General features: G+C 50.1%; 7 protein-coding genes and 1 riboswitch. Of the genes, 5 read left to right on the top strand and 2 right to left on the bottom strand.

Annotated elements, in window-relative coordinates:
- Positions 1-295 precede the first annotated feature (295 nt).
- Positions 296-1,777 carry a hypothetical protein gene (locus KDK14_RS11170; protein WP_257265196.1) on the bottom strand — a complete coding sequence of 494 codons (1,482 nt, stop codon included), beginning with the start codon at positions 1,775-1,777 and terminating at the stop codon, positions 296-298.
- Between the two features lie 119 nt (positions 1,778-1,896).
- Positions 1,897-3,135: a molybdopterin molybdotransferase MoeA gene (moeA, locus tag KDK14_RS11165; protein ID WP_257265194.1), complete on the bottom strand. Its 1,239-nt coding sequence runs from the start codon at positions 3,133-3,135 to the stop codon at positions 1,897-1,899.
- A gap of 80 nt (positions 3,136-3,215) precedes the next feature.
- On the opposite strand from moeA, the gene KDK14_RS11160 reads away from it, so the two are divergent.
- From KDK14_RS11160 to KDK14_RS11140, 5 genes are all read left to right on the top strand, one after another.
- The gene (locus KDK14_RS11160) at positions 3,216-4,811 is read left to right on the top strand and encodes a metallophosphoesterase (RefSeq protein WP_257265192.1); all 1,596 of its coding nucleotides are present in this window, start codon (positions 3,216-3,218) and stop codon (positions 4,809-4,811) included.
- Positions 4,812-5,181: 370 nt separating this feature from the next.
- Positions 5,182-5,329: riboswitch (molybdenum cofactor riboswitch) on the top strand.
- Entirely contained in the window at positions 5,318-6,310 is a 993-nt protein-coding gene (gene moaA / locus KDK14_RS11155) for a GTP 3',8-cyclase MoaA (RefSeq protein ID WP_257265191.1), read from the top strand. It overlaps the preceding riboswitch by 12 nt.
- Entirely contained in the window at positions 6,303-6,566 is a 264-nt protein-coding gene (locus KDK14_RS11150; RefSeq protein WP_257265190.1) for a hypothetical protein, read from the top strand. The genes moaA and KDK14_RS11150 overlap by 8 nt, the downstream gene beginning before the upstream one ends.
- Positions 6,567-6,910: 344 nt before the next feature.
- Positions 6,911-7,825, top strand: coding sequence for a hypothetical protein (locus KDK14_RS11145; protein WP_257265189.1), 915 nt, complete (start codon positions 6,911-6,913; stop codon positions 7,823-7,825).
- A gap of 301 nt (positions 7,826-8,126) precedes the next feature.
- A complete protein-coding gene (locus KDK14_RS11140) occupies positions 8,127-9,311 on the top strand; it encodes an alpha/beta hydrolase (protein ID WP_257265188.1) in 1,185 nt (394 codons plus the stop codon).
- Positions 9,312-9,458: the final 147 nt, after the last annotated feature.

Raw genomic sequence — 9,458 nt, 5'->3', positions numbered from 1 at the left:
TTAGCTTCTGCGATCGAGTGCAGGCGGGTTGGTTTCCAGGTATTGCGGGTCTTGAATTGGAACCACGAAGAGCACAAAGAAGAACTTTTCTTTTCCTTTGTGCTCTTCGTGTGCTTCGTGGTTCAAAGCTTTTGCTTTTGGAATTAATACATAGATGCTTAATGTCTATCGTAAGAATACCCCTAAGGCACAAGGTGCTATTTGCCGAACAAAAGGGGATTTACAGACCAATTTGCTGCCGCACGACGTTGCAAAAGCCAAAGCAACCCATAAGCACTTGCCACGCAGGGCAATGCTATGCTTCCTGGGTGATTTTCTTTTTTGGGGGCTCATCACTGTCTGAAGCGCCCTGCTGAGCGCCTTGTCTTTTCAAAAAGTCGATCATGTATTGTCTGTCTTGTTCAGGATTTTCCCTGACGTTATCAGGATTTTGTTTGGCCTGGTGATTATCGATCAGCCATTGGGCTACTCGGGTATTACAATTGCTCATGGCCTCCTCAAATTGTTCCTGAACTTGCAGAATGGCTCCCTTGTCGATCAACCATCGGGCATTGGCAAGATACCCGCAATCAAGGGATGTATTCAGTGCCTGGTTGAGCTGCGTAGCGGATTCATCGGAAGACAGGCTTGCCCCATTGGCCAGCAACCACTCTGCCTGGATAGTCATATCGATATGGGCGTCAGCAATCACCTCCAGCAATGTTGCATTGATATCGTTACTAAAAGAGTCAATGCCCTGTTCTTGCTTGTTGATGGATGGGGCAGTTGTTTGGCATTGTGCTGTGCTGTCCGATTGTTGGGCAGCTGACCGGGCTTTCAGCTGGCGCACCATGGTCAAGGCTGTTTTGATATTGGCTCCGTTTTCCAGGCACCATTGTGCAGTTCTCGTATATCCCTGCAAAATAGCGTGAGGCAACAGCTGTTCCAGCCTGTCGGATTCTGGTAGTTTTTTGAGTTCTTTCCCCACCAGTGGTGTCAGCTTCAGGTCCTTCCCGAACTGCCCCGGATTCTCGGCTTTATACTGTTTGAGTAGCTGGAGAAACTTTTGACGCTGTGCGAGTGCTTCATCTGACGGATCATTGGACCTGGTTGCATTCCTGGATTTAATTTTTATTCTCAGCATGAATAACGGATCCACCGGATCACCATCAAGTTTAGCCCAGAGTGTGTCTTCCGCTGCCCAATTAACCAGAGTGTCATCATGCTTCCATCGTTCACCTGCCCGGCTGACATCTAACAATAATTGGTCTTTCACCCAGGGGTTAAGGATCCAGTCCTCCATGGCCAGAAAATCCCTGTGAACCTCTGCTCTGAGGCGCTGGTCAGGAATATGCCGGTCGCTGTAAGGTATGACCTGCTGGCAAACAGACTGGACCGTAAATACACTCTGTCGATCCTCAGCCTTTTGGTGATGGACAGCGGCGATTTGAGTCGGTGCTTGCAAATCTGTTTTGTCGGTTGGTGCAGGGGGCAGTCGGGGATGGGCAGGGTGGGTAGTCAATGTGCGTGAAGCCAGTGTGCGTGGCGCAACGGGGGCAGGTGATCCCTGGCCAGGGGGCGTTTGCCTGACAAAACAGGCAGAAGCGCGACCTGGCTGTAAGCGAAAACCCGGGTATCCGCATTTCCTGCTGGCTGGTGCACGGCTCCGGGTATTGTTCGTCCTGCTGTTAAGGTTTCCGGTGTGCTGCTGAAGATGATCATTGCCAGGATTACGACCTTTGACGGCCTGCCAGTAGTGGTCAATGGGAAGGGGAACCTTGAAATGAGCCTTATCCACATTTCCTCCAGTTTTTAAAATTATCAGGGGATTTTGTTATAGACCGGTTATTTGGAAATAAGTTCAATATTGATGGTATCAAGTGGAGAAAAAACGTCAGCCTGTTATCGGTTGGTCGTTCAGATCAGCAACTGGTCAAACAGCTGCACTTTTACCAGATCACCCGCTTGTTTATCACCATCTTCTTCAGCCAGCACGATATAACAGTCAGAATGACTCAGGGTACTGAGAACGCCCGACCCCTGATGACCGGTTGACCTGACCTGAAGTTCACCGGATTCACGGTAAACCAGCCTGGCTCTCTGGAAATCCCGGCGTCCCGGACGCTTCTTGAGCGGGGTTTGCGTCACCAGGGTGAGTTCAACTTTGGCTTCCGGCTGCTGGTTCATCATATGGCGCAGTGCTGGCGCAGCCAGCTGTTGCAAGGTGACGGCAGCCGACACCGGATTGCCGGGCAGGCCAAAGAAGACGCTGTTCGGGAGCTGGCCAAAAGCAAACGGCTTGCCCGGTTTGATGGCCAGTTGCCAGAAGCGGGTTTCCCCCAGCTCAGCAAGCATGTCTTTGGTGTAATCCGCAGCGCCGACCGAAACGCCGCCGGAGCTGATCACAGCATCGGCTGCCTGATCGGCTTGCATAAAAGCTGCTCTTAACGCCGCTTTATCATCAGGAATCCTGCCAAGATCAATAACGTCAAGGGCCAGTTTGCCCAGCATGGCTTTGATCACAAAACGATTACTGTCGTAAATATCACCCTCTCCCAGGGGTTCACCCGGCAGTTTCAGCTCGTCGCCTGTGGAAAAAATGGCAACCCTGACTTTGCGATATACCCTGACTTGGGCAATGCCCAGTGCAGCCAGCAGGCCAATATCCTGAGGGCGGATTCTGCGACCCGGTGTCAACACCTGAGCGCCTGCCGGAATATCTTCGCCCGCTGTTCGGATATGGTTACCGGGCTTGTCCGGTTTCTGGAGAAAACGAATGCCTTTGCCTGTGGTCTCAGTCTGCTCCTGCATGATAACCACATCGGCACCGGATGGCATGCTGGCCCCGGTCATGATGCGGATGCAATGGCCAGCTGGAATCTCTCCTGAATAAGGGTGTCCGGCCAGGGACTGGCCTGCCAGTGGCAAGGTATCACCGCTGTGCAGATCCTTCAGGGCCAGGGCATAGCCGTCCATGGCGGAGTTGTCATGGGAAGGAACGTTAATGGGGGAGATAATCTGCTCAGCAAGCACCCGGTCCAGACTCGCCCCGAGGGGTACTGCTTCGGTGTCTGATACCTGTTTAGTGTCGTTAATTAGCCGGGACAGTGCGACTTCCAGTCCCATCAGCCCATCGGTTGCACAGCAATCACTCATTGCTACCGCCTGGATAAAAAAGCACAAAAATTATGCAAGAGGAATCTACACTGTTAGTTCTTTCTATGAAAGGTGTTCTTATGTCTTCTTTATTCAGATCGATTCTCATCTCTCTGTTCTGTTTGCTGCCGCTGTCTGTGCAGGCAGCGGACGAGCAGGACACTATCCCTGGTTGCGGTAGTGTCCAGTCATCAGCAGCCCAATATCAATGTCCGGATGACCCGGCAAAGGATAGGGACACAGGTGTTAAAGGCCGATTTTATGGTATGAGTGTTCCACGTGAGCACGTGCGTTATCTCAATGAATTGCTGGACTGGGTTGACCGGACCGAGTTGTCTGACCAGCAATACCAGGCTGTCCGACAGTTCTGGGCAGAGCTGGGTGAGCGGGAAAAAGATGTGCTGGCCATGCTTAATGAGCCAACCAGTGAAACACCGGAAGACGGCAGTTTACTGTTGTATTTTTTGAACCATTATGACGCCATAATGAGTGAACGAATGAAAAGGAATCTTGGCCTGCCAGATTCCAGTATCAGTGTTTATGATTTCGAACGACTCATGACGTCTTCACATGGTGGCAAAAGCGATAAAAAAACCGACGATGAAATGTTATTTGACATCCCTCTCGAAGGCATGCTTGACAGTGGTGGCAACCTGTACAACCTTACCAGGTATGCACAGTTGGACCCGGGCTGGAGTACCAGTCTGGCCTACTACCTGGGATATCGGGTCGGGCACATCAAGCTGGCTCCGGTGGGCGAGCCGGTCACCGTTGATTTCAGTGACCGGGATGAAATGTCCATTCTGGTGGTGGGTGACTGGGGCACTGGCTATTGGCATGACGGGGGCAGGCCGTCGCCAGCGCAACAGGTGATGTTGTCCATGCAAAAGCACCCGGCAGACATTACCATTCACCTGGGCGATGAGTACTATGCCGGAACGCGGGAGACAGTTGATGGCAAGCCCGGCGAAGAGGCTTTCAACTTTACCAGTATCTGGAATCCCGGAACCCCTTATTCATTTGCCCTTGGTTCCAATCATGGTATGTACGACGGTGAAAATGGCCTGCGCTACATAACTCTGGATTCCTCCAAATTTGCCAGCCAGAAGCAGGCCACCACCTTTGCCATCCTGCTCAAGGAGTGGGTGATCGTCGGGCTTGATACCGCCCGGTATGATCCCAGTGATCTGTTTCTGAAAGGGGCCTTGAATGAGGAACAGGGCAGATTCTTGCAGGAAATGGGGCAGTCCGGCAAAAAAGTGATGGTGGTGACGCACCATAATGGTTTGTCCCTGGATGGCAAGACGCAAAACAATCCGCTGTGGAACCAGGTGCGTGAGTATCTGGGCAGAGATCCTGACTACTGGATCTGGGCGCACATTCATCAGGGTGCGGTTTACTCGGATCAGTCCGCCGCTGGTACCACCGCTGCCCGTTGCTGGGGTCATGGGGCCATTCCGGTGGGGCGTGCTTCAGTGATGTACCAGTCCGATGGCTCGCTGGTACCTGAGGTGGCTTACTACAGTGACACACCTTATCCTGACCCCGACAGAGAGCAGAAGCTGCGTATTCTAAACGGCTATGGACTACTGAAATTTTCAGGGCACTCCGTCACCGAGCAGATGTACGACCAACACGGTAGCCTGCAATGGCAGGATACGCTCAATTTTGATTAGAGCGTCAAGGGCGTGATCCGGTTGCATTGTGTTAACAGCTTGCGGTGTACCTGGCCATATAGTCAGCAATGTATTGATATCCAGTTCGGTCATTACGCCGACAGGGTGATGCCCGGTTTGCCGTCACGGGTTATGGCGATAATATGGAGCGGCTCAGACTGTCACAAGGCAAAAAGGCCGAAAGAAAGGCAGGTTTCCCGATAAATCCATTAAAACAATAATAAGTAATGTCATAGTGTTTCTGGAAATAAGCAGGTAGGATTCACCCGGGAGGCTGTTGATGAACGATCCCGGCGGTCCCGAAAGTGGTATAAATTGCCACTATATCCAAGCAGCCATAAGAAGCTGTTTAACATGGTGATTAACTGAATAAACAAGCGAGCGCCAAGCTTGGGTACCTGATGGGTATGGCCCTATGGACTGGAAGCCGCAGTCACAGAGCTTATCACTGACTGCCAGGGTTGCAGAAGAAATTCTGCAGCCTCCCGCGATTGGAAAGGTGTTCTATGCATTCTGATTTACCTGCGCTGCAGGACCGTAAGGGACGGAAATTTCCTTACTTGCGGCTGTCAGTCACAGACCTGTGCAACTTCCGTTGTAACTACTGTTTGCCTGACGGCTGCCTTGATCATCATCACAGTGAAGCATTAACCGTTGAAGAAATACGCCGTCTGATAACGGCTTTTGCTGCCGTCGGTGTGGAAAAAATTCGCCTGACCGGGGGAGAACCTACCTTGCGTCAGGATTTTGCCGACATTGTCAGAACCATTAAAGAGGTTCCCGGCATTAACAAGCTGGCCATGACCACCAATGGCTACAAAATGGATCAGCGGGTCACCGATTGGCTGGAGGCGGGTATTGATGCCATCAATGTCAGTGTCGACAGTCTTGACCCCCTGGCCTTTGAGCTGATTACCGGTCACAACCGGCTGCGGGAAATTCTGGCCGGTATTCAAAAAGCATTTGACCATGGTCTTCCATCTATCAAGGTTAATGCGGTGGCCATGCAAGGCATAAATGATCATGAAATCGATGGCTTTCTTGACTGGATCCGGGACTACCCTGTCTCCATTCGTTTTATCGAGTTGATGCAAACCGGGGACAATCAGGATTTTTTCCTGAAGCACCACTTCCCGGGAAAACAGATTCAGGCACTGCTATTGGCACGGGGCTGGGTAAGAAAAATGCGCCTGGCCGATGCCGGGCCTGCCCAGGAGTATTGTCACAATGATTATGAAGGTACCATTGGCTTGATTATGCCCTACAGCAAGGACTTTTGTAACGACTGCAATCGACTGAGGGTGACCAGCCTGGGGCAGCTCCAGCTCTGCCTGTTTGCTGAGTCTGGTATTGATCTGAGAGATTTTCTGTGCAGTGATGATCAACAAACAGCGCTGGTGGCTCGCATTCGTGATTCTTTGAGGCTTAAAGAAGACAGCCATTTCCTTGAGCAGGGTTGGACCGGCGGCACGCAAAATCTGTCTCAGATGGGTGGCTGATACCCGTACAGCCGTCATCCCCGCGAAGGCGGTTGTTGTAAAAGGTCGAACCGCATTCCTGACCGTCACAAAAAGCGTAAAAGCCTTGAACCACAAAGGCACAAAGGCACAAAGGCACAAAGAAAAAGAAAAAAAGCGCTTCTTTGCTGTGAAAAATATTTTGCTTAATCATTTTTCATCCTTGAGGGTGGCGCAAAATATTTTCTCGCGCTTTGGGCATTTGTGTTTTCAAGGATATTTAACCCTTTTAAGTTGACCTGGCAGGGCAAAGCTGTGATTTCTGTCTCTTTTCGGGAGAGTTGGCTGCAAGACGGATTGTCTGAATCAATGATCAGGATGCAGAGTTAAAATCAAGAGGTTGTTATGACATACGGAGTTATTTCTGATAGATGCCCTTATGAATCGGCCACATTGAGAAACCGGGCGCCGTCCGTGAAATCCACTGATGATCAGCCGCCACACATGGGGAGTCGTTCTACTCAATCTGTGGAGCCTCAAGGTTGTTTATCCCGGGTTTGGGATCTCATTCGTTCAGTTTCCGAGAATTGTTGTTCAATTTTATCAAGGTCTGTTGTTACCATTCTGGCTCCTTTTAATTGGATGATTAAAAACAGGTTTGGGCTTGCCAAGGTCGCTGGTATACCGCTGGTGCCATCGCAGCAAGTTTTGCCATTGCCCGAAAGTGGGTTGCCAGACTTACAAACAAGTCGTGAGGTTGTCAGGGCAGCCTGTGAGGAAGCCAATACCGATGGTTTTCGGACTGAGCCACTGCAAATTAAACAGGATTCAGGCATATTGCACGGCGTGATTTGTTACCCTCCTGATTGGGACGGAAATAACAGTCAATGCATTCTTTATCACAACCCAAATGGTATCGTTCTCTCACAGCTCCTGGATTGGGGGTATCTTGATCCGGCCTCAGTACCCGGCCGAATCCAGTCAAAAAAAAATTGCCCGGTCATTCTTTATGACTATCGGGGGACGGGGTTAAACAAGCGTGAAGGGCGCTTGGGTAAACTTCCTTTCTCAACCTGTGAAACCATTGTGCAGGATGGTGTCGCCGCTGTGGGCTGTGCCCTTGAAAAATTTGAGCGTGTGTACGTGGCTGGCAGCTCTCTTGGTGGCGGGGTTGCAACCGCATCTCTTGCCAGACACCTTGAAGCCAGGGAGGATGACTCAAGAGTCGAGTTGCTGTCCCATGATTCGTTTACCACAACGCCACGGGTTATCATGCCAAAGTGGCCTCGACTTGCCGATGCCCTGGGATGCCTGGTGGGGGGGAAATTGGATGCACAAACCCCTATGTGTAAACTGATTGACCGTAAGATTAATGTCGCGGCACTGAATCATAGTGATGATGGAATTATCCCGAAAGGGGCTCGTATGTCTGAATTTCTTCAGTCACTTTATGGTGAGGGGCGAGCAAGTGGACCAGCTGGTGGGCGAGTATTTGCAAAGGAATTTTCAGGCGATAGCCATGCAGTATTGACGCCTGCAATGGCAAGGTATCTTTGAGTGGAGCAAAGGCAGCTATCGGCACTGGCCGGGACGCGATTACCCGGCAACGGCTCTTGCATCCATGCAGTTGTGCGGCTGCGATCAGCTGGTCTAAAAATTCTTGCTTTTTCGTCAATTTGACTTTGAATTATCTTCTGTCTGTTTTCAAGAGTGATGGGATATTTGACCTTTAAATTGATTCGGCAGGGAACTACTGCCTTCCTTCGTTGTCTGATTCCTCAATACTGATTTTCTGAATCAATGATCAGGATGCAGAGTTAGAATCAATAGAAACAACAGAATCAATCAAGAGGTTGTTATGGCTTACGGAACTATTTCTGATAAATACTCTTATGAATCGGCCTCATTGAGAAACCGGGCGCCGACAGTGAAATCCACTGATGATCAGCAGCCACGCATGGGCATTCGTGCCACAGAGTCCGTCGAGCCGCAGGACTATTTATCCCGGGCCGAGGATCTCATTGGTTCTGTTACAAAGACTTGTCATTCAATTTTATCAAGATCTGCAGTTATTCTGACGCCTTTTCATTGGATGATTGAAAACAGGTTTGGGCTTGCCAAAATTGTCGGTTTAGCCATGGTGCCATCGCAAGTGTTACCATGGTTTTGCAAGAATCGCCCTGACATGTTCCCCCCGGATTTTCCGACATTTCCAGACTTGCAAGAAAGCCGTGAGATTGTTGATGTGGCTTGTAAGGTTAAAAATATAAATGGTTTTCAAACTGAGCCACTTCAGATTAAACAGGCGTCAGGCATATTACATGGCGTGATTTGTTACCCCCCCGATTGGGACCAAAATAACAGTCAATGTATTCTTTACAACAACCCAAATGCTGTCGTTCTCACACAGCTACTGGATATGGGTTATCTTGATCCAGAATCAGTACCCGGTATGATCCAGTCAAAAAAGAAATGCCCGGTTATTCTGTATGATTACAGAGGGACGGGGATAAACAAGAGTGAAGGACTCCTGGGTCATCTTCCTTTCTCAACCTATGAAACCGTTGTGCAGGATGGACTTGCTGCCCTGGAATGTGCGCTTGATCGATTTGAGCATGTGTACGTAGCGGGCAGTTCTCTTGGCGGCGGGGTTGCAACCGCCTCTCTGGCAAGACACCTTGAAGCCCGCGGGGGGGCGGATGACTCAAGGGTTGAGTTACTGACTCATGATTCCTTTACCACAACGCCACGAGTACTCATGCCAGAGAAACCTGTGCTTGCCGATTTTCTGGGGTGGCTGGTAGGGGGTAAACTGGATGCAGAAACCCCTATGCTTGAATTGGTTAAGCGCAGGGTTAGTGTTACAGCACTGAATCATTATTATGATGAATTTATCCCGAAACGGGCTCGTATGTCTAAACTTCTTCAGTCGCTTTATGGTGAAGGGCGAGAAGGTGGACCCGATGGTGGGCGAGTCGTTGCAAAGGAATTTTATGGTTATGACCACGCAGTATTAACGCCTGAAATGGCAAGGTATCTTTAGCAAAGGCACTTAGGGTAGACATTGACAGGACTATTGTTCATTATTCTTTTTAGCTTCTGCGATCGAGTGCAGACGGGTTGGTTTCCGGGTACTGCGGGTCTTGAATTGGAACCACGAAGAGCACAAAGAAGAGCTTTTCTTTTCCTT

The sequence above is a fragment of the Endozoicomonas sp. ONNA2 genome (assembly GCF_024606365.1).
Taxonomy (GTDB): Bacteria; Pseudomonadota; Gammaproteobacteria; order Pseudomonadales; family Endozoicomonadaceae; genus Endozoicomonas.
This window is presented reverse-complemented; position numbering and strand designations above follow the sequence as displayed.

Bases quoted from the DNA above. Each gene is read 5' to 3' on its own strand.
- moaA (WP_257265191.1), top strand. From the start codon at position 5,318: ATGCATTCTGATTTACCTGCGCTGCAGGACCGTAAGGGACGGAAATTT.
- KDK14_RS11140 (WP_257265188.1), top strand. From the start codon at position 8,127: ATGGCTTACGGAACTATTTCTGATAAATACTCTTATGAATCGGCCTCA.
- moeA (WP_257265194.1), bottom strand. From the start codon at position 3,135: ATGAGTGATTGCTGTGCAACCGATGGGCTGATGGGACTGGAAGTCGCA.
- KDK14_RS11145 (WP_257265189.1), top strand. From the start codon at position 6,911: ATGATTAAAAACAGGTTTGGGCTTGCCAAGGTCGCTGGTATACCGCTG.
- KDK14_RS11160 (WP_257265192.1), top strand. From the start codon at position 3,216: ATGTCTTCTTTATTCAGATCGATTCTCATCTCTCTGTTCTGTTTGCTG.